Source organism: Alteromonas sp. ABV4_150 (assembly GCF_056311745.1).
Map to the genome: position 1 here is coordinate 2,817,885 of NZ_CM149971.1, position 26,049 is coordinate 2,843,933.

Annotated in this window: 25 protein-coding genes, 1 tRNA gene and 1 riboswitch; of the genes, 23 read left to right on the forward strand and 3 right to left on the reverse strand. The window is 43.8% G+C overall.

Annotated elements, in window-relative coordinates; translation table 11 throughout:
* Positions 1-19: 19 nt before the first annotated feature.
* The 9 genes from ACYX4M_RS12265 (at position 20) to ACYX4M_RS12305 (ending at position 8,650) form a co-directional block, all read left to right on the forward strand.
* Positions 20-931, forward strand: coding sequence for a class I SAM-dependent methyltransferase (locus ACYX4M_RS12265; protein WP_476080319.1), 912 nt, complete (start codon positions 20-22; stop codon positions 929-931).
* Positions 918-2,690, forward strand: a complete 1,773-nt coding sequence (locus ACYX4M_RS12270) for a 2OG-Fe(II) oxygenase family protein (RefSeq protein ID WP_476080320.1) — start codon at positions 918-920, stop codon at positions 2,688-2,690. The genes ACYX4M_RS12265 and ACYX4M_RS12270 overlap by 14 nt, the downstream gene beginning before the upstream one ends.
* A 19-nt stretch (positions 2,691-2,709) precedes the next feature.
* Complete coding sequence (locus tag ACYX4M_RS12275) at positions 2,710-3,408, forward strand: 2OG-Fe(II) oxygenase family protein (RefSeq protein WP_476080321.1); 699 nt, start codon at positions 2,710-2,712, stop codon at positions 3,406-3,408.
* Between the two features lie 298 nt (positions 3,409-3,706).
* On the forward strand, positions 3,707-4,468 hold the full coding sequence (locus ACYX4M_RS12280; protein ID WP_118489934.1) for a DUF3450 domain-containing protein: 762 nt from the start codon (positions 3,707-3,709) through the stop codon (positions 4,466-4,468).
* A gap of 6 nt (positions 4,469-4,474) precedes the next feature.
* Entirely contained in the window at positions 4,475-5,833 is a 1,359-nt protein-coding gene (locus ACYX4M_RS12285; RefSeq protein ID WP_476080322.1) for a MotA/TolQ/ExbB proton channel family protein, read from the forward strand.
* Position 5,834: 1 nt separating this feature from the next.
* Complete coding sequence (locus ACYX4M_RS12290) at positions 5,835-6,359, forward strand: MotA/TolQ/ExbB proton channel family protein (RefSeq protein ID WP_012517736.1); 525 nt, start codon at positions 5,835-5,837, stop codon at positions 6,357-6,359.
* Between the two features lie 11 nt (positions 6,360-6,370).
* Positions 6,371-6,769, forward strand: a complete 399-nt coding sequence (locus tag ACYX4M_RS12295; protein ID WP_012517737.1) for an ExbD/TolR family protein — start codon at positions 6,371-6,373, stop codon at positions 6,767-6,769.
* 1 nt (position 6,770) lies between these two features.
* Positions 6,771-7,382, forward strand: coding sequence for an energy transducer TonB (locus ACYX4M_RS12300; RefSeq protein WP_476080323.1), 612 nt, complete (start codon positions 6,771-6,773; stop codon positions 7,380-7,382).
* 2 nt (positions 7,383-7,384) lie between these two features.
* The gene (locus ACYX4M_RS12305; protein ID WP_476080324.1) at positions 7,385-8,650 is read left to right on the forward strand and encodes a tetratricopeptide repeat protein; all 1,266 of its coding nucleotides are present in this window, start codon (positions 7,385-7,387) and stop codon (positions 8,648-8,650) included.
* 164 nt (positions 8,651-8,814) lie between these two features.
* Here the strand turns inward: ACYX4M_RS12305 and ACYX4M_RS12310 are convergent, their stop codons facing one another.
* Positions 8,815-11,103 (reverse strand): GNAT family N-acetyltransferase, encoded by a 2,289-nt coding sequence (locus ACYX4M_RS12310; RefSeq protein WP_476080325.1) that lies wholly within the window; start codon positions 11,101-11,103, stop codon positions 8,815-8,817.
* 59 nt (positions 11,104-11,162) lie between these two features.
* On the opposite strand from ACYX4M_RS12310, the gene ACYX4M_RS12315 reads away from it, so the two are divergent.
* The 10 genes from ACYX4M_RS12315 (at position 11,163) to ACYX4M_RS12360 (ending at position 19,096) form a co-directional block, all read left to right on the forward strand.
* Positions 11,163-11,588, forward strand: a complete 426-nt coding sequence (locus ACYX4M_RS12315; protein WP_012517742.1) for an acyl-CoA thioesterase — start codon at positions 11,163-11,165, stop codon at positions 11,586-11,588.
* A 129-nt stretch (positions 11,589-11,717) separates the two neighbouring features.
* A riboswitch (TPP riboswitch) is annotated at positions 11,718-11,821 on the forward strand.
* A 55-nt stretch (positions 11,822-11,876) separates the two neighbouring features.
* On the forward strand, positions 11,877-13,967 hold the full coding sequence (locus tag ACYX4M_RS12320) for a TonB-dependent receptor (protein WP_476080326.1): 2,091 nt from the start codon (positions 11,877-11,879) through the stop codon (positions 13,965-13,967).
* A 17-nt stretch (positions 13,968-13,984) separates the two neighbouring features.
* A complete protein-coding gene (locus ACYX4M_RS12325) occupies positions 13,985-14,248 on the forward strand; it encodes a hypothetical protein (RefSeq protein WP_476080327.1) in 264 nt (87 codons plus the stop codon).
* Positions 14,248-14,892 carry a nicotinamide riboside transporter PnuC gene (gene pnuC / locus ACYX4M_RS12330; RefSeq protein WP_334057600.1) on the forward strand — a complete coding sequence of 215 codons (645 nt, stop codon included), beginning with the start codon at positions 14,248-14,250 and terminating at the stop codon, positions 14,890-14,892. The genes ACYX4M_RS12325 and pnuC overlap by 1 nt, the downstream gene beginning before the upstream one ends.
* Positions 14,858-15,718: a phosphotransferase gene (locus tag ACYX4M_RS12335; RefSeq protein ID WP_476080328.1), complete on the forward strand. Its 861-nt coding sequence runs from the start codon at positions 14,858-14,860 to the stop codon at positions 15,716-15,718. Before pnuC ends, ACYX4M_RS12335 begins: the two co-directional genes overlap by 35 nt.
* A gap of 187 nt (positions 15,719-15,905) precedes the next feature.
* Positions 15,906-15,982 (forward strand) — tRNA-Trp (locus ACYX4M_RS12340).
* Between the two features lie 293 nt (positions 15,983-16,275).
* Positions 16,276-17,004 (forward strand): alanine acetyltransferase, encoded by a 729-nt coding sequence (locus ACYX4M_RS12345; RefSeq protein ID WP_476080329.1) that lies wholly within the window; start codon positions 16,276-16,278, stop codon positions 17,002-17,004.
* 8 nt (positions 17,005-17,012) lie between these two features.
* Entirely contained in the window at positions 17,013-17,513 is a 501-nt protein-coding gene (gene rimI / locus ACYX4M_RS12350) for a ribosomal protein S18-alanine N-acetyltransferase (protein WP_476080330.1), read from the forward strand.
* A gap of 128 nt (positions 17,514-17,641) precedes the next feature.
* Positions 17,642-17,938, forward strand: a complete 297-nt coding sequence (locus ACYX4M_RS12355; RefSeq protein WP_014948713.1) for a hypothetical protein — start codon at positions 17,642-17,644, stop codon at positions 17,936-17,938.
* A 228-nt stretch (positions 17,939-18,166) separates the two neighbouring features.
* A complete protein-coding gene (locus ACYX4M_RS12360) occupies positions 18,167-19,096 on the forward strand; it encodes a DMT family transporter (RefSeq protein WP_476080331.1) in 930 nt (309 codons plus the stop codon).
* Between the two features lie 7 nt (positions 19,097-19,103).
* Here the strand turns inward: ACYX4M_RS12360 and ACYX4M_RS12365 are convergent, their stop codons facing one another.
* Positions 19,104-20,000, reverse strand: coding sequence for a LysR family transcriptional regulator (locus ACYX4M_RS12365; protein WP_474873690.1), 897 nt, complete (start codon positions 19,998-20,000; stop codon positions 19,104-19,106).
* A gap of 192 nt (positions 20,001-20,192) precedes the next feature.
* Between ACYX4M_RS12365 and ACYX4M_RS12370 the strand changes: the two genes are divergently transcribed.
* Genes ACYX4M_RS12370 through ACYX4M_RS12385 form a run of 4 tightly spaced genes read left to right on the forward strand, consistent with a single transcriptional unit; the run spans position 20,193 to position 24,135 of the window.
* On the forward strand, positions 20,193-21,392 hold the full coding sequence (locus ACYX4M_RS12370) for an MFS transporter (RefSeq protein ID WP_476080332.1): 1,200 nt from the start codon (positions 20,193-20,195) through the stop codon (positions 21,390-21,392).
* A gap of 10 nt (positions 21,393-21,402) precedes the next feature.
* On the forward strand, positions 21,403-22,311 hold the full coding sequence (locus tag ACYX4M_RS12375) for a TIGR03571 family LLM class oxidoreductase (RefSeq protein WP_476080333.1): 909 nt from the start codon (positions 21,403-21,405) through the stop codon (positions 22,309-22,311).
* Positions 22,312-22,332: 21 nt separating this feature from the next.
* Positions 22,333-23,169, forward strand: a complete 837-nt coding sequence (dkgB, locus tag ACYX4M_RS12380) for a 2,5-didehydrogluconate reductase DkgB (RefSeq protein ID WP_014978653.1) — start codon at positions 22,333-22,335, stop codon at positions 23,167-23,169.
* 30 nt (positions 23,170-23,199) lie between these two features.
* Complete coding sequence (locus tag ACYX4M_RS12385) at positions 23,200-24,135, forward strand: alcohol dehydrogenase catalytic domain-containing protein (protein WP_476080334.1); 936 nt, start codon at positions 23,200-23,202, stop codon at positions 24,133-24,135.
* Here the strand turns inward: ACYX4M_RS12385 and ACYX4M_RS12390 are convergent.
* The gene (locus tag ACYX4M_RS12390) at positions 24,130-25,887 is read right to left on the reverse strand and encodes a diguanylate cyclase (protein WP_476080335.1); all 1,758 of its coding nucleotides are present in this window, start codon (positions 25,885-25,887) and stop codon (positions 24,130-24,132) included. The genes ACYX4M_RS12385 and ACYX4M_RS12390 overlap by 6 nt on opposite strands.
* Positions 25,888-26,049: the final 162 nt, after the last annotated feature.

A 26,049-nucleotide genomic window follows, 5' to 3' on the forward strand; every position in this document is an offset into this window, starting at 1 on the left:
GCTCTTTATAAGGAGAATCATGGGTACAATAGACGACTGGAATCAGTACTGGAAAGAAAATCCTGATAGTAAAGTGTTGTTCACTGAAGACAATGGCAAAAGCATTTCAGATTTTGAGCAGTTTTGGTCTCAAAATATACCAAATGATACAGAAATGCAGAGCGTAATAGATATAGCTTGCGGTGCTGGTGCTCTTTTTCAAAGTTTCGGAGATAAACCTTTTAATCGCAAAGTAGGTTTAGACTGTAGTAAAGATGCACTAAATTCCTTGAAAAAAAATGTTCCTGATGCCCAGGTTATTTTGAATAAGACGTCCAATCTTCCAAAAGAAAAACTGCTCGAGTTTGATTTTATTGTAAGTCAGTTCGGTATCGAGTATTTAGGTGTCGACGCAATCAAAAACATGCCAACGATGATGAAAGAAGGCTCGAAATTCATTGCACTTTGTCACTACAAAGACGGACACATATATTCTCGATATAAGCGTGAAAAGGAGGGGATGGAGAGCTTATTTGAAATTCATGCCTTCGAAAATGCATTGCAGATAGCTAATCTGATCGCGACTGACCCAAACGCTTATGAAAATCGTGCTAAACAATATCTATCTCATTTATCAACATTAGACTACAAGTGGTGTGCGGGAAGCCTTCACTTCGTCAATGGAATTAAGCAGTTATTTCTATCTTACAAACAATATGACCATTCTGATATATTGGCATGGATAAAGGGCTTTGAGCAGCAGTTAGGGACGATCTATCGTCGCGTCTCAGCTATTTGTGACGTTGCATTATCTACATCTGACATAAAACAGATAATCAGTGGAGAATACTCAGATAGCTGGGGTGTTCGCCCGTTTTTACTCAAAAATAAAGAATTACCGGTAGCATGGGATTTGAGATTTAATAAAAGAGTGAATAATGAGAAAGCTTGAAAGCATAATGAGCCTTCATCAGAAAGGCCATTTGACAGAGGCTGAGGCAGGTTATAAATCACTGTTTGATAAGAATGCTTCTGATATAAACTTAAATTATCTATACGGAAAATTACTTCTCGATACTAACAGAGCCGAAAATGCTTTGCCGCTTTTGACATATGCATATGAAAAGACTCAATCCAATATTACCGTACTATGTGAATATGCTAAATGTCTTCTAGGCCTAAACAGATATGAAGACGCCTATCGTTGTCTAGCACCTTTTAATAACAATTCATTCGAAACAACAAAGCTGTTTCTACGAGCCGCTAGCGGTGTTTGTAATGACATCGAACTAGAGAGTTGGTATAAAAAATTAAAAACCTCTCAAAATAATATTGCTTTAACCAATCATGTTGCGGGTCTGTTCGATAGTAGAGGAATGCTTACAAAGGCCTCTGAACTTTATAAAACTGTTCTCAAAGAGGACCAGAATAATACTACAGCGCTGCATAACTTAGCGACAGTTTTAAGGCGTTTAGAAGATTCTGAAGAGGCGCTAAACCTTTTACAGCGAGCTAAATTAAACGGGCTTAACAATTTTCAGCTGTATCATAACCTAGGCAATGCGTATTCAGACCTGAATAAACTTGAAAGCGCAATTGAGTCATATGAAAGGGCCATCCAGTTAAACCCCTATTACGTCGACAGCTATAAAAATCTTGCATCAATATACGCAGAAGTTGGTTCAATCAATAAATCGTTAGCGATTTTTGAGTCTGCCATTCAAAGCGGGAATACTAGCAATGAAATGCTTATTGCATTAGCAGAACAATATTTGCGAATGGGGAACGTTGAGTTAGCTGAAACTTTATTGAATAGTCACCCTAATTTAGATCGTTCGTCGGCAGCGTATTTACAATGCAAGGCACGGCTATACCATGCAGGTGAAAATTACCAAGAAGCCTTTATGCTATTAAAGGATAAAACAGACTCAGCTTTGATGCTAGACGCCGCGCAGTACGCATTGCAGGTAGATGAGCCAGACTATGTACTTAATGCTATGCCACCACTAACAAAAACAAGCGATTCATCTGTTATGGCAAAGGCCTATTTGACTGTGGCAGAGAGACTTTCAAAACGCAATCTGCATCGAAAAAGTTACTGTCGCTATTCAAAGTTAGTGCGAACTTTCCAGTTACCTGAAGTGGTTGGAGGGAAAGCAGCTAGCGACTTTATTGCTTTGTTAAAAGATCATGTATCTCAGTTGCATAATGCCAAATCGGCACCTCTTCAACAGACGGTCAATGGTGGTACTCAAACTCGTGGGAATGTCTTGTCTTCGAATAATGAGCACCTAGCAGAATTACGCCTTTTTTTTGAAGATTCGGTCAGGAAATACATATCAGAAGTCGAGGCAATAGACGATCTGCATGAGTTCGTTGTTTTGCCGAACAACGATTTTACAATCGTAGGAGCGTGGTCTGTTTTTCTATCTGATAAGGGCTACCATACCAATCATGTCCATCCAGAAGGACGATTAAGTGCTGTTTTTTATATTGAAATACCATCTGAATTAGCACATGAGGAACATGAGGGATATCTGTCTTTTGGTACTCCAAATTTTAACCTTAAAACTGATCTAACTCATGAGTTCACTGTTCGTCCTGAAGTTGGAAAGCTAGTTATTTTCCCCTCTTATTTTTGGCACGGTACCATCCCATTTAAATCTGATGAAAAGCGTTTAACTATAGCATTTGATATCTCATCTTCTTGAATAATAAAAAGAGACAACAATGAAAAATTTTTGGAACAAAGACATAAACTTCGATGAAATTAAATCGAACTTCGCTAAAGACGGCAAAGTAAGAGTTAACAAAGTATTGGACTTCGAGTTTGCTGCACTTTCATTTCAAGCATTAAACGAGAGAGTTGAATTCGATACCGCCATGTATGTGGATGGTAAAAATGCTGTGATGAGTAAAAAAGAATGGACTGAGTTAGAAGACACGCAGCGTCAGCAGATATATTTCAATTTGATGGAAAATGCAGCAATGGGTAATGGTTTCTCTTACGGGCGTAAGTACATAACAGCCGAAGAAAAAGACCCGTTTCTGCTCAACTTTTATAAATTTGTAAATAGTAAGGAGCTGTTAGATGCAGTTAGTAACATTACAGGAATAAATGATATTAACTACGCTAGCATGCAAGCAACGAAGTATATTCCAGGCCAGTTTTTAACTCGGCATAGAGATGACGTTCAATCTGAAGGCAGAAAATTGGCGTATGTTTTCAATTTGTCGCCAGAGTGGCATCCTGATTGGGGAGGATTGCTACAATTTTTCAAAGAAGATGGTGAGACCTTAGAAAGCTGGACTCCCACATTCAATACACTAAGTTTGTTTGACGTGAAACATATACATAGCGTCACGTACTTAACACCTTTCGCTAAGAAACCGCGATACGCATTAACTGGATGGTTTGGAACTCGCTAGGTATTTGACCAACTCCCGCAGCGGCAAGCTACAACTTGACTTAATTGATTTAGAAAAAGACGCTTAAGTATATGAATATAATTTAAGCGATCAATCTCGAAAGTTGTAGATGTAAAGAGGTCGTTACTTGACTCATTACACCGTTCCGTGTGAGTATACTACGTTCGTAGTACTGAACATTGACGTCAGTGCTACATTCCTGAAACAAAATTGTGAAAGTTTTATACGCCCCTTGCCCGAATATTTTCCTTATCGGCGAGGATTCAAATAAGAAATTTGGTTGGGAACTATGTCCAAAATGAGCAAGAGAACTCTTATTGCTTCTACTGTTATGGGTGCATTCGCACTAACAGGTAGTGCAGTCTCTGCAGATACGCTTGAAGATCTTCATAAAGAAGAAGCGAAAATCCACGCGGCTGCAGCGAAATCTCAAGAAAAAATCAACACGTTGTTTGAACAGTCTCAAGAACTACTTGTTGAGTATCGTCAAACAGTAGATGAGACAGAAAACCTTAAAATCTACAACGATTACATCGCTAGCCTAGTTGCAGACCAGCAGCGTGGAATCGACTCTCTACAGCGTCAAATCGACAGCATCGAACAAACTAAGCAGGGCATTGTTCCTCTTATGTTCCGCATGATTGACAGCCTAGAGCAGTTCATCAAGCTAGACCGTCCAATTCGTTTGGAAGAGCGTCTACAGCGCGTTGAGCGTCTTCGTGACCTGATGGCTAACTCTAACGTTACTGTTTCTGAGCAGTTCCGTCAGGTACTAGAAGCTTACCTAGTAGAAGTTGAGTACGGTACTAAGATCAATTCTTACCAAGGTACTATCGATGATGCGGGTACTGAAGTAACTGTTGACTTCTTTAACTTAGGTCGTACAGCTTTACTAGCTCTTTCTCTTGACCAAACGCACGCATGGGTTTGGAACAATGAAAGCCGCACTTGGGAGAAGCTAGGTGATGAGTACCTTTCTTCAACTATTGACGCAGTAAAAATGGCTAACGGCACCATTCCTGCGGCTCTTGTTAAACTACCAATTAGCGCAGCGGAGTAATTGTTAATGAAACCAGTATTCAAATCTCTTTTAGCCGCTGCGACAGTTGCAGTTGCGGCAACCGGAGCGCAAGCTCAGGAAGCAAAGAGCCTGAAAGATCTTTTAGACCAGGTTCAACAGAACCGTGTTTCTGAAGCTCGTCTAGACAAAAAGCGTGAAGCTGAGTTCCAATCAGCACGTGCTGACAAGCAAGCGCTTTTACGCAAAGCTCAAGCAAACCTTAAAGCTGAGCAAGACCGTGGCGATCGTCTACAGAAGCAATTCTCAGACAACGAAGTAACACTTAACGAAAAAGCCGCTGAGCTTGACCAAGCTACTGGTACGCTTGGTGAGATGTTCGGTGTGGTACGTCAAGCATCTTCTGAAGCTTACGGTCGTATCTCTACATCAATCGTTAGTGCACAGTTCCCTGGCCGTAGCCAGTTTCTAGCAGAAATGTCAGAAGACTCTAAAGGTCTTCCTAACATTAAAGAACTAGAAGACCTATGGTTTGCACTTCAAAAAGAAATGACTGAAGGTGGTGAAGTTGTTAAGTTTACTACTGAAGTAGTTAACCTAGACGGCGGTTCTTCACAGCAAGAAGTTGTTCGTATTGGTACTTTCAACCTTGTTGGCGAAGAAGGTTACCTAGCATACGATGCTGAGTCTGAAGTTGTTCAGCCTCTAGGTCGTCAACCAGACGGTCACTTCGTAGCGTCTGCTGAAGATCTAATCGACGCGACTTCAGGTTTCACGCCTTTCTACGCTGACCCTTCTCAAGGCGGTATCCTTGGTCTATTGAAGCAAAAAGCGACAATGTCTGAGCGTTATCACGCGGGTGGTCCAGTAGGTTACACAATTACGCTAATGCTAGCTGTTGGCCTACTAATTGGTCTTTATAAGATGATCACGTTGACCATCACTGGTGGTAAAATGCGTTCACAACTTAAGAATGTAAACAACCCGTCAGAAGGTAACCCTCTAGGTCGTATTCTTAAAGTTTACCAAGAGAACAAAACTGCTGATGCAGAAAACCTTGAACTTAAACTTGATGAAGCGATTCTTCGCGAGCTTCCTAAAATTGAAAGCGGCATCAACGTAATCAAGATTTTCGCAGCAATTGCTCCTCTACTAGGTCTACTTGGTACAGTACTAGGTATGATCGAGACGTTCCAAACTATCACACTATTCGGTACTGGTGACCCACGTATGATGGCGGGAAGTATCTCAATGGCTCTTGTAACTACTGCTCAAGGTATTATCGCGGCTCTGCCTCTAATCCTTACTCACAGCATCGTAGCTTCTCGTAGCAAGTCAATCATCCACATTCTTGATGAGCAAACTGCGGGTATCGTAGCTGCTCACACAGAGTCGGAGAAAGCGTAATATGAATTACCTGATTGGATTATTCGAATCGGTCAGGGACTTTATCGCTACCGGCGGTGACGTACTTTACTTCGTTGCTGCCGCGCTCTTTCTCATGTGGGTTTTAATGATTGAGCGTTACTGGTATTTAACCTCGGTCTTCCCAAAGGTGAAGAAAAACATCATCGCGAATTGGGATGCCCGAGCAGATACCACATCATGGTATGCGCATAGAATCCGTGACGCGTGGATTTCTCAAGCGTCAGACGATCTAAACGCTAGAATGCTGATTATCAGAACCATTATCGCAATGTGTCCACTAATCGGTCTACTTGGAACAGTAACCGGTATGATCAGTGTTTTCGAGACAATGGCAACACAGGGCACCAGCAACGCACGTCTAATGGCAGCTGGTATCTCTATGGCAACTATCCCGACAATGGCGGGAATGGTAGCTGCGCTATCTGGACTGTTCATCAGTTCACGTCTTGAAGCGAAAGTGAAGCTGGCAAGAGAAGGGCTAGTTGATAGCCTGCCACATCATTAGAGAGAGAGATTATGGCTCGAAAAGTCAGAACCGAGGAAGAAGATGCACAGATCGACATGACGCCCATGTTGGACATCGTGTTTATCATGCTGATCTTCTTTATCGTTACCACTGTTTTCGTTAAAGAAGCAGGGATCGAAGTCAACAAGCCAGATGCGAGCCAGGCGATTCTTCACAAAAATGCAAACATTTTCATCGCCGTAACTGAAGACGGAAATGTATGGCTAGATAAGCGTGAAGTAGCGCCGGACAGCGTAAGAGCGAATATTGAAAGACTGCTTACCGAGCAGCCAACTGACTACGTAATCATCCAAGCTGACGTAAAAGCAAAGCATGGTTTAGTAGTTGAAATTATGGATCAGGTTAAAGCCGCTGGCGTTAACCGAGTCTCGGTAGCGGCAAGGGGATAAGATGTTACGTATAATTGTATCTATACTTTTAGGTGCTGGTGTTGCATTTGCCCTTTTCGTTCTAATGGCTAAGTTGATTGAAAACTCATCTAGACCAGCAGACGAAGTTCCGCCTGCACCGGTTATCGATATTGTAATGCAGGAACCAGACGACCAGACGCAAACGCGTACTCGTGTTCCACCACCACCGCCGCCTCCGCCTCCACAGCCTCCTAAAATGGAGCAAGTAGAACCGGAAGCAGCAGAACCTGATGCAGATGGCTTTAGCTTAGCTATTCCAGCTATCGATACAGGTGGTGTTGGTGTAAACATTGGTGGTGTTGGTGCAATGCAGCGTGACGGTGAAGCTACACCTATCGTTCGTATCGACCCGAAATATCCACCTGATGCAGCCCGTGATGGCCGTGAAGGTTGGGTAAGACTGTCTTTCACTATCAACGAAGTTGGTGGTGTTGAAGATATCGAAGTTATCGAAGCTGAACCTAAGCGTGTATTTGACCGTGAAGCACGTCGTGCTCTACGTAAGTGGAAATACAAGCCTAAGATTGTAGATGGCAAGCCGGTTAAGCAACCTGGCATGTTCGTACAGCTAGACTTTAAACTGGAGCAATGATCATGATGAAACGTACATTCAAAATGTCAGCCGTTGCTTTAGTGCTAGGCGCAGGTGCGGTGCTTTCAGCACCCGCTGCCCTAGCGCAGACATCACCTGTTGTTTGTCCTGGCTATGAGAAAGGAAAAACAACGCTTGTAGGTGAGCGTACCGGTAAGAAAGTTCAAAAAGCTTTCGAATTTTACAATGAAGACCTGGTAGATGAGGCGTTAAACGTTCTTTATGAAATCGATCCTTCCGACGATTTTGATAAGGCATACGTTAATCGCTTCATTGGTAACCTACTTGCAGCGCAGGAAGGCCAAGGTGGAAAGGCTTATAACTACCTTGTCGATTCTGTTAAAAACAAAGTGCTAAACGACCTAGAGCACGCTCAAACACTTAAGCTTTTAGGTGACTTGAGCATGCAGGAAGAGAAGTATACCGACGCTGTAAAATGGTATAACAGTTGGATGGACTTCACGTGTAAAGAAGATGCCGACGTTTATACTCGCTTGACTCAGGCTTATTATGAATCTAAGCAATTAGATAAAATGATTGAGCCAGCAGATAGAGCTATTGCTTTATACGAAGAGCCAAACAAGAATCCGTATGTTTTGAAACTTACCTCTTATTACGAGCGTAAGATGTATGACCAGACGGTTCTTGTTGCAGAAGAACTTGTTCGTAAATTCCCTGAAGAGCCACGGTGGTGGACTCAGCTAGGTATGTTCTACTTACAGGTCGAAGAGTATAAGAAAGCATTGTCTTCTTTCGAACTTGCAGATATGCAAGGTTTCTTGAAGAAAGAAAGTGAAGCTAAAGCGCTAGCTCAGCTCTACCAAAGTAATGGTATGCCGTACCGCGGTGCGAAGACTTTGGAAAAGTTCATCAAAGCTGGTGTGCTTGAAGAAGACGCTGAATTAACGGCTAGTATAGCGAATGCTTATCACGCTGCTAAAGATTTCAAAACTGCAGCTAAGCTATATGCGAAAGCCGCAGCAGAGACTTCTGATCCAGAATATTATCGCAAGCAAGGTACCTTGTTGCTTATCGCTGAAGATTACAAAGGAGCGGTTAAAGCTCTCGAGAATGCTCTTGAGCGTGGTATCGAAAATCCGGAAAAAGTGCACTTTACGCTTATGGAAGCGAACTTTTATGCTGGAGATTATCGAGCTGCGTACAAGCACGTTCAAGAGGCTAAAAAAGATCGCTCACTACGTCGTAATGCGGCAGCGTGGGAACCTTACATAAAGGAAAAGGCGAAAAACCGCGGTATTAATATTTAATATCCGGAATTAGCTATGAAAGCCTCCCTTGGGAGGCTTTTTTTTTGCTTTTAGTTTAAGTGTAAGCTTTTAGAGTAGAAAAAAACGTCGTGAAAGTGACTTGTTAGAATGGTGACAGCGTATAACGCATCTAACGGTAATTCACTTAACAGTGTCCAAGAAAGTTACTCGAATGCAGGGCGCAATATTGCTCTAATTGCTGCTGTAGACCCCTTCACACCGTTCACTTTAAAACCGTTTTCTTCCAATACCTCTCTTACGAGCGTCATATTCATATCTGATGCTTCAAATAATGATATGAGGTAACTTTTTGTATTCATTATTTTTATAAGCTTATTGAGTACGTATAGGTGAGCACTAAGCAATTCAGTGCCGCTACTGCACCTGTGTTCTTGCTTGTCACTTATCGCTTCAGGGCGGAGTTTGGCATCGCTTGATAATTTTCTCAGTATGGGCCAAATATCATCTAGCGTTCGCGTTCCTTGGGTAAAGTGGTTTAGCTTGTTTATATAGATTTCTAGCACAGAGCTAGGAAGTTCGTGGAGGTTAAGTGTACTAAGGAAACTCACTTTGAGGGCTAAAGCTTTTTCAACTAGTTCTCCGGTATATTTGTTAAGAGGTAACACAGCCAAAGCGCTTGTTTCACCACTGGCTTTATTAGGTTTTCGACCATAATCAACGATATGGAAGCCATTGCAAGACCAAAATCCATCAAGCCTATTTGTCGCTCCGTAAGACGTTGATATTGCATCAATAGCGCGCTCATGGGCTTTTTCTATTATTTTTTTGATTAATTGGCCGCCAATACCTTTATTTTGAAGCTTTGGGTGAACAGCAATTCGGTTAATTCGCCAATAGTTTTGTGTAGCTGCTTTAAAGTCGACAGACAGCAGTGTTAATCGTTGCGCTCCTAAGTGACCTTTGGGACGTCGCTTTCCTTCTGCTATATCAAGAGCAAGATCGCTTAGGCAGTCTCCGCCTTCTATGTTAATTATTGCTGTAGCAAGTACTAGGTCTTTGACTTTAAAAGTCACGACCAGAACATCTGGACTGTCCATTAGGCGCATGAAATCGTCAGGCGTGGTCTGGTAGTGAGCAAGTGAAAGCAAAGACATGATTTGCTGCAGCATGCTTTCGTCTACATCCTCAAAAGAGCAAATAGTAAACTCGCACGCCGTTATTAGCTCAGAAGTACTGAGTGATGTAAGAAAGGCTATGTTATTTTGTATGCTACTTTTTGAGTTGTCGTTCCAACCAGCATCTGTCACGCAATTATTTTCAAACAAACAGGTTCGATTTAAAAAGGCCTCAATTGGATCGTTTTCGGCCCAACGTAAGGGAGTCGATAGCGTTAGGCGTAAAGTCCCCTTTGGCAAGTTGGGAATGAGTTTATGAATAAACCCTCTTCCTGAGCCTTCGTAGCCTAAAAGTGTTGTGCTTAAAACCCACTGTGGGTTATAGGCAATTATACGTTTGATAACGGGAAGTGGCATGGACGCAGCCTCATCCACTATTACGAGGTCATATTTCTTATCTTCTATGTCAAAAAGCAACTCACTATCGGGCGGAACCCACTTAACTAATCCTTTAGGCGCAGTTTGTTGTTTAGCTCGCTGAGTTTCCAAACTTGCCACTTGCGACATATACATTTTGACGTTCAGGTTGTCTGCTTCTTCAGATTCTGTAAAGCGGGATAAAACATGAGTTACATTTTCACTACGCTCGCTGGTAAGCAGAACATTCTTACCTTCTTTGATAAGGCTATCAATAAATAGGCCTAAGAGGGATGATTTACCCCTACCTCTTGGCGCCGTGATTAGCGCGTTAAGGCAATTAAGCATATATGCTTGATGCAACTGATAGTACGCGTGCTTTTGCTCAATAGAGCGAAATCGGGCATGTGTATGCTCATTGTGAATGGATTCTTGTTTTACAAAGTAACTAGAAATATCGGGAAGAACAGTCTCTATTTCAGTATGAAAGCCCACGTATGGGTTTTCACGCAAGTTCTTAATAAAGCGAGAAAGGTATCGACTACTGTTGAGCGTAAACCCTTCTGATAAGAACGGCACCGATATATTCTCGACCCACTCGTCAGATTTTGGGCAAATAAGTATTAAGCAACCACTACGCTTAACAATACCCGCTACTGCCATAATGTCACCAGGCTTAAAAGAGTCGCGGCAATCCAATATGGCAATGTCACACTCGACGCCAAGCACTTGTTTTCGCATCTTTCCTTTTAAAGCGTTGCCAGTGAGGTTCGAAATACTTAAGGATGACACCTCATCGGTTAAGTTTCGAAGGTTGGATAAAGTAGCTTCACAAAAGCTATTACTGCCTGAAATAACCAACATTCTTCGGTGAAGTAGAGTAGTAACACGTGAGCCATTTTCGCAGTTATTTTTACTGTAGGGGGCAAGAAGCCATTCGCGTAATTGAGTTAGCGCCATGAATCAACTTTTTAGGTATAATCTTCCGCTATATTAGCGATTTATTGTGAGGAATTCGAATGCGCTTTCTTTCTCGGCGTTTAGTTATGCCAAATGATCTTAATTACGCCAATTCTTTGTTCGGTGGCCGCGCGTTAGAATGGATAGACGAAGAGGCTGCCATTTGGGCAATTTGCCAGTTAGAGACCAATTGTTTGGTGACTAAGCATATTGGTGAAATTAGCTTTGAATCACCTGCGATGCAGGGTGACATAGTAGAGTTTGGATTGGAAACCAAGGCGGTAGGCCGCACTTCGATTACTGTAAGCTGTTTGGTGAGAAACAAGGCTACTAAAAAAACTATCTGCTTTGCAGATGACATCGTTTTCGTAAAGGTTGATCCGGATACTCGCCAACCAACAGCACACGGCAAAACGCTAGAAGGGTTAAAAGCACAGACTGACGATGAAGTACGTCGTCTTAATATGAATATTGACGCTGAATAGCCTCGGGCTTTCAATACCTTATATCATATAAAAATTATAACCTTAGCTTGATGTCTTATCTGCTTGACGGCGTGTATCGAACTGGTAGACTCCGTCGCAGACGTTGAGGCTACTATTTGAGTGGCTCAACACTATACCAAGGGGTGTCCGTTTTCGGTCTGAGATCCACATTCGTGGGAACCCTTAAACCTGATCCGGATAATACCGGCGTAGGGATGGTTCACAATATAGCCTTATCACCTGCCGTTAGACCCGGATCTTTTTTCTTAAATAAGAATAAGAGATCCCATGTATAAAACACTTTTCACACTTTCACTGCTTGCTAGTTCCGTTGCGGCCTATGCGCAACAAGTCAATGTAAGTAACACTTCAGATAGCACGCCATCAGATATTGAGCGAGTCGTCGTATCTGGTGATTTTCGTCAAACTACACTCGACCAGTTAAGTGCTAGCGCGACCATTTTAGATCAAGCACGTCTTCGCAGTAGGCAGCCGAGCCATATCGACAGTGTGCTAAACAGTATTCCAAACGTAAACTTTGCAGCTGGTGCGTCTCGCGGCCGCTTCGTGCAAATTCGCGGTATTGGAGAGCGTAGTCAGTTCGCCGAGCCTATCAATCCTTCGGTAAGCTTTATTGTCGATGAATTTGATTTTTCAGGCCTTGCTGCAGCAGGTATCATTTTTGACACGAAACAATTAGAAGTTTATCGCGGACCTCAGGCTACGCTTTACGGTACAGGTGCACTGGCTGGAGCGGTTAAATTATCCAGCAATAACGTGGGTAGCGAAGCGCCAGACTACGTTGAAGCCCGCATTGGTAACAAAGACAGTTACCGCATCGAGGGAGCAACGGGTAACGATATCAATTCCGACTGGGGTTATCGCGTAGCGTTAGTGCATAACCGTAGCGATGGCTTTGTAGAGAATACATTCCTAGATAGAAGCGATACCAATAATATTGACGAAACTGCTTTGCGATTTGCTGTTGAAGGCAGCGTGGATGAACGAACCACGCTCGCACTTTCCTACCGCTGGTACGATATTGACAACGGCTACGATGCCTTCTCACTTGATAACGACAATAAAACACTGTCTGACGAGCCAGGCTTTGACGAACACCAAACCCACGCAGTAAGCGCGCGCTCAACAACGAGTACAGCCGCGGGCGACTTCATACTTATTGCCACTCATGCGTCTCATAATATCGCTTATGGATACGATGAAGATTGGACATTCACGGGCTTTCACCCTTGGGGATACACTTCTTTTGATGCGTACTACCGAGACGTTGAAACGCAAACCGGTGAGGTGCGTTTCGTGTCGTCTGACAGTGCTGCGCTTTTTGACGGTATGACAGATTGGACCTTAGGCATATTCTATAAAAATACAGAAGAAAAGTTACTGCGTCAGTACACATATTTGGATAGTGACTTTGCCAGTGAATATACCCCAACGACTACTGCTATCTATGCTCAGACGGAAAGCCGTTTGAAGGACAACTTAGTGCTTGTAGCCGGAGTGAGAGTAGAAAACTATGACTTCGATTACGCTGATAACAACCAACTTACACGCGCGTTTGACACCACCATGGTTGGTGGGAAAGTAGCGCTTCAGTATACGCAGGGTGATCACTTCTACTACGGCAGCATTTCACGTGGTTTTAAAGGTGCTGGCTTTAATCCCGATAGCCGAGTAAACGATAATCAACGTTTCTTTGAAGAAGAATACAACTGGAACTATGAAGTGGGTGTAAAAGGCCCGTTACTAACGCCTGATCTTATTGCTCGTGCTGCGATTTTCTACATGGACAGGACAGATACGCAGGTAAGTGATTTTGATGTTGTTACCCGTGATGACGGCACGGCCGGTTTTGTTGATATTATCGATAATGCTGACTTAGGCACAAACAAAGGGGCAGAGCTTGAACTAAGCTGGTTTGCGAGCGATGCATGGCAGTTAGATGCAAGTGTTGGTTACCTAAGCGCCACATTTGAAGGGTATACACTAGCAGACGGTACTGAAGTGTCCGAGCAAAGACAGGCTCAATCACCTAAGTGGACGGCAAACCTTTACAGTGAGTACGCACTTACAGACACCATACTATGGCGAGTAGATGTAGACTATAAAAGCGAATACCGTTTTTCTGACGGCCATGATGTAACTGCGCCAAGTACGACTCTGGTTAACTCTGAAATTGTTGTGTTACACGGTGATTGGCAGACCTCATTATGGATCCAAAATGCATTTGACCGCGAGTATTACACTCGAGGTTTTGGTGGTTTCAGCAACGACCCTCGCGATGAATACGCGTTTAACGAACCATATTACCAAATAGGTAACGGTCGCCAGTTTGGTATCACTGTTAAGTACGCGTTTTAAAATAAAAGGAAACAGACATGCAAGTTATGGTTGAACTGTCGTTGTACCCTTTGGTTAACGAATATATTCCGCCTATTCAAGACTTTATTGATAGGTTAAATAGCTATAGCGATATCACGGTGACAACATGCTCTACTAGCACCCAGGTTACGGGGGATTACGCTGTAGTAATGAAAATACTCGGCGACGAAATGCAGAGAACTCACGAAGAAGTGGGGCAGGCTATATTCGTTGCTAAGTTTTTAAATTTCGATGCTATGCAAGCAAGAAAGTCATCTTAATGGCTAACTTCTTTTCAGAGTTTACTTCTCAAATTGCCGCTACTTCATTGTTAGAATGGGTAGCGGTTGTACTTGCCATCGCGTATGTATTATTAGCAGCTAAACAAAATAGCTGGTGTTGGCTGTGCGCCTTTGTAAGTACAGCAATTTACACCTGGCTATTTTGGCAAGTAACCTTGCCATTCCAGTCGGCACTTAACTTCTTTTACATGATAATGGCGGGGTATGGTTATTATCAGTGGTCGAAAGGGGCGGAAGAGGGCGAGGTTAAGCCAGTGCTTCATTGGCCGCTGTGGTTGCACTTGATCATTGTCCCAAGCATGCTATTACTTGCTTGGGGTCTTTCAGAAGTGGCTGGTTCGCAATTTAATAGTGAGTACCTACTATTAGATGCAAGCATTAACTTACTGAGTGTGGTTACCACATTTATGGTGGCACATAAAATTCTGCAAAACTGGGTTTACTGGTTTTTCATTAATCTAGCGTCCGCCTATTTATACCTGCAAGTGGGGTATGCATTGTCTGCCTGCCTGTTCTTAGGCTATGTTGGTTTTGCGGTATTTGGGTATTACCAATGGCTAGTACAATATAAAAAACAAGGTGAACAGGTTGGATATCATCGCCACGCTGCAAAAGGCGCTTAATCTTAGCGAGAGTGCAGAGGTTACGGTACATCCTGCTGGTGCGGTAAACCGTGTTTATCGCGTTCAAGACCCAGCAAATAGCCTATTAAGTTTAAGTGAAGGTAATCCTCAAATTACTGCTCATCAAAAGCTTGAAGATGTCCCCATCGATTTAGCCGTTAAGTGGCTGGGCGATGATGATTTCAGTGGTGTGAAACGCAAACATCAGTTTGCTTTGCAGCAACAGTTGTATGAAGTAGGGATAGCGCCGCAGCCAATTTGGTTAAGCGATGAAGAAACCATCTGGGTAGAACAGTGGGAAAGTCATAATGCAAGCGATGAGCTTTCTTCAACTAGACGTCCTGTACACACGTTGGCTGAAACCCTCGTGCGTATTCATTCGCTGTCTATTACCGCCAAGCCATTAAATCTAATTGCAAGATGGCAGCATTACAGCAATGTTGCAAAGCTTGATACCAATAGTGAGCTTTACTTGAAGGCGCAGGCTCTTGAAAAGAGCGTAATTAAAAGCGAACAAGACGATGAAGACTGCGTGTTGTGCCACAACGACTTATTGATCAATCACCTATTGCTTGATAAAGAGAGCGCAGTCAAGATCATTGATTGGGAGTATGCAGCAATGGGAAATCGTTACTTCGATTTAGCAAGCTGCAGCCTTATCAATAAACTCGACGTGGATGAAAGCGAAGAATTAGTTGCTCACTACGCAAACGTCCTGAATATCGACAAATGCGATGCATTGGATAAATTTAAGCTACATTCCAACATTGTTCATATAACAAACGACCTGTGGTTTGCTGCGCTTAATGCGAATAAAAGTAACTAGACGCAAAGCGTGAAGCGCTATAGGCTTGCCTTTGGGTAAAGCCAGTTTAATAGTTAGCTTGAAAAGGCATATTTGACGTTATTCGATTGAAAAAACAGCGCATTGCGTGTTAATTAAGCATGCAGTGCATGGTAGTGATAAAAAGGCTTTACCTTTTTAATGTCATCCGTATAATGCACAGCGCGCTAGGGGTGTAGTTCGAATTGGTAGAACAGCGGTCTCCAAAACCGATGGTTGGGGGTTCGAGTCCCTCCACCCCTGCCACTTTCTCTTCTTGTGAACGTTTACGTTCAAACCCTAAATCGTTTCTTTGTTAAATTCTTCTTCAATTTTATTGGTTTCTGTTGCTAGTGCTTAATTTTCTGCAGCTGTTTTATTTCCTCTTATACCAAGGGCTAGGCATTATAAATTCGCGAATAACCCTTATGAATTAACGCTTGAGCATTAAACAGCAGGTGCAATCCGAACAAAAGAACGCGATAGTTATTCAACCAAGCCTGCAACTTTAGTAAACTAAACAAATACAATGAACTAACCACGTTAGGTGTTTTTGCGCAATGTCTCTTACTTCATATCAGCAGGCGGTTTTACAGGAAATGGGGATCCCGGTTTGGATCACCAAAGAAGCCTACACTGAGCTAAAGCAGAAAGACCAAGCGAAACAAAACAATACTAATGCAGTACAACGCAACGTCGGCACTGGTAGTAGTTCATCGACACAATTACCCTTCAGCCAAAACGCTCAAACCAATAAGCCACCTTCAACGCCAATATCTCAAGAAGAAAAGCAATCACGTCTTGCTCAGTTGCGGGCAAATGTTGGCAGTAGCGCGAAAGATAAGGCTAAGCCTAAAGACGGCGGGGCAGCAAAACTTTCCACACCTGGCGCGTCGCACAATGAAGGGAAAGTAGGGCAAACCGAAACAGGTGCTTCACAGTCACACAACATTTCGCCGTCTTTCGACAATGCGGTTACCTCGCAAGAGTCTTTAACAAAGTCTATGGGCGCAAAAGGGCCGGTATCGCCTGAAGGTATTCCGTTAAGTGCCGAACAGAAAGCAAAATCACAGCAATGGCTAAAAGATTTGCAGCTAGCCTGTGTTCAGTTGGGTATACCGTCACAGTGGGCTAACACCATAATGATTGGCCGTACGCTATCGGTAACCGAAACGGCCATTATATTGCCAGCCACACCGCTAAAACTCACAACTGTGCAAAAAAGGGAGCTGTGGGCGCAGCTTATCAGCGCAGCACGCGCATTAAATCACTCCGCTAACGGCCAGTAGTCGCGTCGATGAAGTTAACAATCGTACCGCCACAAGGCTTTAACGAGCACATTGAACTTGCGCATGCTATCCATCAAGAGGCACAAGTGTCGCCTTGGAAACTAAGTACCTTCGCGGATTGTTTCACCAAACCCTATTACGGGGTGTTCGCCTTTGATAGTGACAAGATTGTTGGCTATGCCATCATGCTTGAAGTTGTTGATGAAGCTACGCTGATGGATATTGCGGTAGACAGTGGCGCTAGAGGCAAGGGTATAGGTCGCGCTTTAGTTGATTTTGTCATTGAGACATCGGTGAATAATGCACTGCGTGAAATGTGGCTAGAAGTGCGTGAAAGTAACCATACTGCTATTGCGCTTTATGAGAGCTCGGGGTTTGAGCATATAGAAACCCGCAAAAATTATTACACCGTAAAAAGTAATGATGACGGGAAAGACAAAAGTAATGGAAACAGCGCGCAAAAAGAAAACGCTAAAATCATGAAGTGGACAAACCCCACCTTAGCCTAGCTTTCGTATTCCTAGGCATATACGTTTCGCGTATATCAAAGCATTATCCGAACTCAGCATACGCTTCCAGACCATAGCCTCGCGTGTTTAAATTAGGATACGTTCCCATCAGTAAAGGTAGAAATAGCATGGCTAAAGTGCTCAACAAGGCTTTAATCTCTTCAAAACGATTTGCTATAAATGTGGTTACCTACAAAGAGGGTCATAGCGTGTTAGAGCATAATGACCCTATGGGCAGCGGGCGTTACTTTAAATTTAATGTAGTACTAAAAAAGCCGAAGCGCGGCGGTCAATTTTGGGCAGAGAAAGTCATCTTTAATCTCTTTAACCGCATTTACTTTTTTCGGCCAGATAAGTACATGCACAGCGTAAGCAAAATAGAAAGAGGGGAGCGGAAGCTGCTGTCTGTTGCATTGTACCTGTAAGTCAAAGTGTTTATCAGTGATTAACCACCCGTATAGCAAAGTTTCCACAAGGTTTTAAAAAGTTGACCATTTGGTCGATAAATTGGCGTATTTACACGGTCAGGAAGGTTTTAATCCCATGCTAATTCACTTATATTTGCGCCCTTAAAATTCTCCGCCTACATTCAGCTTACCGGGCGGTAGAAACTTCTCTTAACGCAGTTCGTGTAATTGGATTTTTTAAAACGCATGTCTTCATCATCGGTGGCGGAAAAAGAGCAATCAAAAGGTATTAAAATGCTTTTGGTTGCGGTGTTGTGCTTAGGACTTAATTGGCCTGGTATGAAGTTAGGTCTCGAGATTGTGGGGCCTGTATGGATGGTGTGCTTACGTTTTTTGTTAAGTCTTCCCGTACTTGCGTTGTTTGTATTAATCACCAAAAAACGTTTACCGGTGCTCAATCGTAAAGATCGCTCGGTGGTGTTTGTCGTTGCCTTTTTCCAGTTTATCCTATCAATGGGGCTTATTACTGTCTCACTGCAGTTTATTCCTGCCGGCACGGCCAGTATTCTTATTTACACCACACCGCTTTGGATGCTGCTTATCGACACCCTATGGTATCGGCAACGCCCGCCTTCTAAGCGATTAATTCTAACCGGTATATCTACCATTGGCTGTGCAATGATTTTATTTGCTTCGGGACAACCGGGCGCATGGCTACCGCTCTTTGGTATGTTGCTGGCATCTGCATTGTGGGCGGTCGCTATTCGAAGAGTGTCTTTTCACAAGTGGAAGGGAAGCGTCATTGAAGCTGTCTTCTGGCAGTTTACCATCGCAGGTCTCGCCATGCTTGCTATTGCACTGATAGTTGAACCAACACCTAATTTTGGGGCTTACGATATAAGCGATTGGTTACTGCTGGCGTACATTGGTCCAGTGGCAACGGGTCTCGGTTTTGGACTCATGGTAGCGGCGGGGCCTAAATTACCCCCAGATAAAATCGTGCTTATTAGTACACTTACGCCGATAGTGGGCTATGTAAGCTCTGTGATATTGCTTAAAGAAACGCTACTGCCTATGGTTATGGCCGGTGCAATATTGATGATAGCCGCGCTAATAGTAAATGGCCTTCCTCAAAGCACACTTAAAAAGATATTAGGTAAAGGCCACGCGAAATAAAGGTAAGTTAAAGAGTTAGTCGAGGCTGTATAAAATCTAAAAACGCAGAGATACGAGACGATACTGCACTATTTTTATAGTATACCGCTTGTACCGGCTCTCTGCGGTTTGGACTGACGATATCGTCGCGAAATAGCTCTACCAGCGAGCCTGCACTGATATCTTTGTGTACCATAAAGTGAGAAAGTAACGCGATACCTTGACCTGCCAAGCACAGCTGGCGAATAGTTTCGCCGCTTGACGCACGAAGACTGTACTGCAAGTTAATATCTTGCTTGAGCGGCCATTTATTTAGACTTGGTGAGTCGCTAAAGCCAATCAGTTTGTGTTTGTTTAGCGTGCTAATTCCATCCTCACCTTCAGATATAGGATATTTTTCAAGGTACTGTGGGCTCGCCACAATATGCAGCTTACTTTTTCCTAAACGTCTAGCGTGCAAGTTAGAGTCGCTTAAATCACCAATACGTATTGCGATATCGGTTTTATGCTCCAACAGGTCGATAATGCTGTCGTGACTGGTGATATCGAGTGTAATGTCAGGAAATGCTTCTCGAAATTCGCCCACTAACGGCGCTAGCTGGTGAAATACAAACGGGCTCGCAGCATCGACCCGAAGTTTTCCGGAAGGGGCGCGCTTTAATAGTCGTAATGCTTCTTCACCTTTTTCTAATATATTTAGCCCGTCTCTGGCATATTGCAGGAAAAGCTCACCTTCTTCTGTTAGCTCTAGCCGTCTGGTAGTGCGATTCAATAGAGTTACATCTAAGCCATCTTCAAGACGGGTAACCGCTCTACTCACTTTTGCAACCTGCTGATTGAGTAGATTGGCAGCACTGGAAAAACTACCTGTATCCACAACGGTTAAGAACGCTTCTAAATCTTCAGTTTTTGATGAGACTGGCATCGCACACCTTATATTTTCAAATATCGCAAAAGTATTTTGTCATTAGTGCTGTTTTTTGCAAATAAATTTATCGTCAAACTGTACGCACTTTATTAATGGCTTTCAAAAAACGGTGTAGTTGTTCGTTCTAGAAGCCAATGGTGGCGTTGTTAATCAAGCCATCTCGTTAATTACTTTTTGAGGATAATTGAAATGCCTATTGCATTATTTGCGTTAACGTTAAGTGCGTTTGCTATTGGCACAACAGAGTTCGTGATAGTGGGGCTTGTGCCTACCATTGCTACCGATCTTGGCGTTACGTTACCGAGCGCAGGCTTATTGGTAAGCTTGTACGCCGTTGGTGTTGCCGTTGGCGCACCGGTTCTTACCGCCCTTACGGGGAAGTGGAATAGAAAGCACGTTCTGCTTAGCTTAATGGCGCTATTTGTGGCAGGTAACATTCTTGCCTGGCAAGCCCCTAGCTACGAGAGCTTAATTTTAGCCCGCATACTGACAGGCCTTGCCCACGGAGTGTTCTTCTCCATAGGGTCCACTATTGCTACTGGGCTTGTGGCGAAAGAAAAAGAGGCCAGTGCTATTGCCATTATGTTTACGGGTTTAACCGTAGCTCTTGTGACCGGTGTACCCTTGGGAACTTGGATTGGTCAAAACTTCGGTTGGAGAGCAACCTTCCTTGTGGTGTCTGCGCTAGGTACGCTTGCGTTGATTGGTAGTGCGTTGTTGGTACCGAGCAATCTTAAACAAAGTAAGCCTGCCACCTTGGGTGAACAAATGAAAGTGTTGGTTCAGCCTCGTCTGGTATTAGTGTATCTAATGACGATTTTGGGGTACGGCGGCACGTTTACGGCATTCACCTACCTCGCTCCTATATTGCAGGAAGAGGCGGGGTTTGCGCCCTCAGCCATCAGCTTAATTATGCTGGTTTACGGTGTATCTGTCGCGGTAGGCAATATTTATGGCGGCAAGCTTGCTGACAAAAAAGGCCCAATCCGCGCGTTAACTATCATCTTTTCAGCCCTTGCAGTCATCTTGTTTGCCCTGACGTTTACCATGGGCAGTAAAGTTGCCGCAGTGATCACCGTTTTAGTGTGGGGCGCCTTTGCTTTTGGCAATGTCCCAGGACTTCAGGTGTACGTTGTTCAATTAGCAGAGAAGTTTACCCCAAATGCTGTTGATGTAGCCTCAGGTTTAAACATTGCGGCATTTAACATTGGCATAGCAGTGGGTTCAATTCTGGGCGGTGCAATTGTAGACGGTATGCAGTTATCAGATACCGCATGGATTGGTGCACTTATTTCTGTCGCAGCCTTGGTCGTTACTCGCTACAGCGGCTATTTAGACAAGCGTGCACTCGGTACTGCAAATACGGCGAATAACACAACGAGCGCGTAGGGAGGTCACAATGACGACAAATACCTTTGATAAGCTTGCACAACATACGTTCTCTGTAGGTGTAGAGCTTCCGCTAGATAACGACTGGGCGCATTTCGACGCCACAAAAGGTACGCCATTCGGCGTACCTGATATGACCGAGCATCACAGTCGTATTCAGCTAGCCGACAAATTAGGGTTTAAAGCCGCGTGGGTACGAGATGTACCAGTTTACGATCCTAGCTTTGGTGACGCCGCTCAGGTTTTCGAAACCTTCACTTACCTGGGCTATTTAGCGGGTATCACAGACAATATTTTATTAGGCACAGCCGCTGTTGTTTTACCTCTTAGGCAGCCATGGCTTGTTAAAAAGGCGGCAGCAACGGTGCAGCAGCTAAGTAACGACCGCCTTATACTCGGTGTCGCTAGTGGAGATAGACCGGTTGAGTATCCGTTGTTCGATGTCGATTTTGACAGTCGCGGCGAGCAATTCAGGCAGTCACTTGAAATTGTAAAACACGGTGAGAATGCCCTTAAGCCTGGCATGTCGCTGTTACCGCGCTCAACCACGCCGCCTTTGTACGTTGCAGGTCTCGCTCAGCAAAGCCCTCCGTGGGTTGGAGAAAATATGGACGGTTGGTTGGCGTATCCAGGTACACCAAACGACCATGCAAAGCGCGTAGAACTATGGCGAAATGTCGCGGGCAATAAGCCTTACGTTAGTTTTATTCATCTTAATTTGGTTGAAGACGACGAAGCGCCCATAAAACGCCACCGATTCGGGGTTGAAACTGGTGTAAAGGGGCTTATCAAAGAACTCAATGCAATGAAAGATGCGGGGGTTGATCATATTGGCCTGCACTTCAGACGTAATACGCAACCAGTAGAAGGCGCTATGCAGCGCATTGCTGACAAGGTGTTACCTCACTTTCATAAATAACGGAACCAACAAGGAGGCATCATGCCGAATGTAAATCAGTCACAATCTAAAATTCCTTCGCTAGGTGTAGGCACGTTTCGCTTAAAAGACGATGAAGCCTATAACAGCGTGACAATGGCACTTGAAGTGGGTTTCCGTCACATTGATACGGCGCAAATTTACGGCAATGAAGAAGCGGTAGGTCGCGCTATTAAAGACGCTATTGCAAACAATCTTGTTGCACGTGAAGACCTATACGTCACCACTAAGGTGTGGAATGACAAGCTGAATAAAGCAAGCTTTGTGGATAGCGTAAAAGAGAGTTTGGAAAAGCTTCAACTGTCGTACGTTGACCTGCTACTTATTCATTGGCCGTCACCGGAAAACGGCGAAAGCATGGAAGAGTACCTAGGTGAATTGCTGCGCGTTAAGGAGCTGGGACTCACAAAAGAAATTGGTATTTCTAACTTTACCGTGGCACAAATTGAAGAAGCGGTGAGTATCTTGGGCGAGGGCGTTATTTCCACGAATCAGGTAGAGGTACACCCTTATCTTACTAATGAAAAAGTGCGTGCAGCGTGTGAGAAACACGGTATCACAGTGACAGGATATATGCCGTTTGCTGTTGGTAAAGTGTTAAAAGACGAGACCATCATTGCAATTGCAGATAAGCACGGCGTGAGCACTGCTGAGGTAGTGGTAGCCTGGGAGCTGGCCCATGGTTTAGTCACTATTCCATCGTCGACTAAGCGCAAGAATCTGGAAACCAATTTCAAAGCGCTTGAACTTACCTTAGGCGCTGACGATATCGCAAAGATTGACGCGCTAGATTGTGGCGACCGTCAAGCTAACCCAGATTTTTCACCTGCGTGGGACTAATCGGAAAAATCACTGTGTTAAGGAGCTTTTATGCAAGCTAACGTTTGGCAATTTGAACAAGCTGGCGCATCTCTGGTAAAGCAGGTACGCGAGTTTTCTGAGCCGAAGGCAGGGCGTATTGTCGTGCGCAACTATGCTATTGGCATTAACCCAGTTGACTGGAAATTTATCGATGATAATCCGCGCGACTGGGAAAAAGGGCATATTCCCGGTGTGGACGGTGCGGGTGTTGTTGTCGCTGTAGGTGAGGGCGTAGATAACAATCTATTGGGTAAGCGTGTGGCTTACCATCATAGCCTAGGTGAAAACGGAAGTTTTGCCGATCACAGTGAGGTGTATGCTAGCCGCGTAATGGTGGTGCCGGAAAGCGTTGATTTTGCACTAGCTGCTGCGTTGCCATGTCCAATGCTTACTGCCTGGCAAGCGTTCAGTAAAGTGCCGGTCCGAAAGGGGGCTGAAGTGTTAGTCAGCGGTATGGGCGCAGTTAACAAATTGCTGGCGCAAATGCTTTCACAAGCAGGTTTTAGTGTGCATGTTATCTCAGGTAGCTTTACGCAAGAGCAAGCCGATGAGATGGGAGTAAAAGCCATCCATCGCGGTAAACCTGAAGGGCAAACCTTTTACGCGCTTTTTGACGCGAATGGTTCAGACTATGCGGTGTCACTTGTGCCGCTTCTTGAAGCCAATGGGCACGTGGTAAGCATTTTAGGCAGGATTGAAGAGCCTGTTGATGCGCCTTTTACGCGCACTATTTCTTATCATGAAATAGCCCTAGGCGCGCTGCATGATTATGGCGATTTAGCACAGTGGCAGCGATTGGTGAAAGACGGTGAAGCTCTACTTGAACAAGTTGCTGCGCAATCTTTGGTGGTTGAGATCCCCAACCTTTTTGAATTTGATAATTTGAACAAGGCGCTGCAATTTTCAAAAGAAGATAAGCAAAAGGCGGTGGTAACCGTGTCATAAAGCCGGAACGATTAGGTTTCTTCCTTTATCTTTAGCAATGTAGAGGGCTTTATCAGCTCGCCTAAAGGCTTCGACAATATCGTCGGAGCCTTTACATAGTGTCCAACCTATACATGCTCCCAAATTCCTGTCATCAATCGATGCAATGGCTAACTGGTTGATGGCACTGTGGACAGTTTCCAGTTGCTTTGCAAACTCGTCGGCTTGGGTGGTCTTGCTTGTATTGAGCGCTTTTACGCGCTTTGCAATGGCAAACTCTTCACCACCATAGCGCGCTGCTACTTGTCCCTCATCATTAAGCGGCGCAAGAATGTTAGCAATGCCCTTAAGTACTTCGTCACCTACATCGTGTCCAAATGTATCGTTGATACTTTTGAAGTGATCTAAGTCGATTAGCGCAATGGCTAGCGCATCATGATCGTGTAAGCTTTTATCAAACGTATTGTCCACAAACATATCCAGCGTACGACGATTGGGCAACTCCGTTAAACTATCTTTGGAAGCCAGTTCTGCTAGAGTGCTATTCGTTTGTTCGAGCGCAAGGGTACGCTCTTTTACCAGCGCTTCTAATTTAGATGCCTGTTCACTTTTTAATTGTGCAGTTTCTTTCTGCGCGTCTCTTTCCCTTTGAACAACTTTCACCATATAGCTGGCGGTAAGTGCAACCATAAATAGGCATGTCATAACTAGCCCAGACATAAAAGTGGCGATGGGCTCTAAGTAAAGGTCAACCTCAAAAAGAGCAATGACGGTCAAAATTAGCGTACTGAAGGCTACAGGAAACATTGCGGCAGCAAGCCACTTGGCTCTATCAGAGCCCCGCTTGTGCTCTACGACGATAACTATACCCGCTATCAGTATGTAAGGGAAAAAGAGGACAACAGGAAGCTTTAAAGCAATATCTAACCCCACCGTTTGCCAAAGTAAAATCCCCATAAAAGGCAGCACTATGCAAAAACGTTTAACCGTATTTGCCCCGTACACTTCATGGTTGTTTCTGGCCAGTGTCTGAAACAATACCCAAAAGGCGGTAATCAAAACAGAGTAAATACTTACGGCATAGCTAATGTCGTTCAAACTTGGTGTATTAGGCCACAGTAGTTCAAATGCATAGCCAAAAACTCGGAAGAACCAAAACGTTGTGGCAAAGATAAATGACGCAAAGCTAAGAAAAACTAAATTGCGGCTAGCAATAAAACCCAATGTACAGAGAACAGTAAGCAGCCCCATTGCGCCGAAAAACGCCATATCACGCTGCAAGGTTTTCATGTAAAGGTTGCTATAATATTCCGGTGTAGCAACAGAGAAACTGTATCTAAGTATTTCGCCTGACATGCTGCCGGTGAACTCGGTATAAGACAAAGGCTGCAATACAGACGGGAAGTGATAGTTGGGCGTGTTTACCGCTCGAGTACTGTAAGGTTTACTGTCGCCGGTTTCCCATTGATAATTGCCATCGGTGACAACTAACGTTTTCATTGCAGGGAAACTAACTGAAAACCAGACGGGAACTTGTGTATCTAACTGATTGTAAATACGAACTTTGAAATGCAAATACTGTGATGGCGACCTATCAATAACATCAGCGCTATAAAACCACTCTTCTTCGCCGGTTATAATTGCTGAGTCACTTACCGCAAAAACTACATCGTTATCTAAAGACAACATAGTTTGTGAGTTATTGAAATTAGCTGCGTTGGCCGTTTGGCAACAGCATGCTATTACAAGCCATGCGAGCAATATTCGCAGCATTCATCGTCCTTGTTTTATTGGTTTTTTTATCTACAACTCAATATAACACATAGTTTCAAAAATTTAGTACGCATCAAATAAAACATAAGTATAGGTAAATCGCCTATTTCTTGTTGCGTTTTTAGCGTGGATAACTAATTAAGGTCGTTAGAGAACTCGAAG